Source organism: Roseisolibacter sp. H3M3-2 (assembly GCF_029211165.1).
GTDB lineage: Bacteria > Gemmatimonadota > Gemmatimonadetes > Gemmatimonadales > Gemmatimonadaceae > Roseisolibacter.
Map to the genome: position 1 here is coordinate 1 of NZ_JARGEK010000779.1, position 618 is coordinate 618.

A 618-nucleotide genomic window follows, 5' to 3' on the forward strand; every position below is an offset into this window, starting at 1 on the left:
TCATCGGCCACGACCGGCAGCGGCTCGAGCAGGTTGTGCGCGCCGTGCGGGGCGCGCTCCCGCCGGGCGGGCTGGCGGCGGCGCTCGCGGCCAGCGAGGCGGCCACGGTGGACGAGGCGTACGCGCTCGCCGAGCGCGCCGAGGCGCTGGACGAGCGGCGCGACCCGCGCGCGACGCCGGCGCAGAGCCCGTTCTCGATCACGCGCGGCGCCGCGCCGGCGCTGGCGGTGCACGTCCTCGGCCCGCTGGCGCTCGCGCGCCACGGCGTCGCGGTCGTCGACATCGCGCTGCCGACCGCCAAGGCGCGCGAGCTGCTGTACTTCCTGCTCCTGACGCCGCGGGCGACGAAGGACCAGATCGGGCTCGCGCTGTGGCCCGACGCGTCGGCGGCGCAGGTGCGCAACAACTTCCACGTGACGCTGCACCACCTGCGGCGCGCGCTCGGCGACCGGAAGTGGATCGTGTTCGACGAGGAGGGCTACCGGCTGGAGCGCGCGCCTGCGCCCGACGCCCGCCTCGACGCCGACGTGGACGACGTGCTGGCGGCCGCCGAGGCGCTGCTGCTCGTCGCGCGCCGGCAGCAGCCGCTCGACGCCGACGCGCTGGAGTCGGCGCGCG

1 pseudogene is annotated in these 618 nt (G+C 78.0%); it reads left to right on the plus strand.

The annotated features are described in order from the left end of the window. Positions 1–618, plus strand: a pseudogene (locus PYV61_RS26365) (hypothetical protein); the annotation flags it as partial.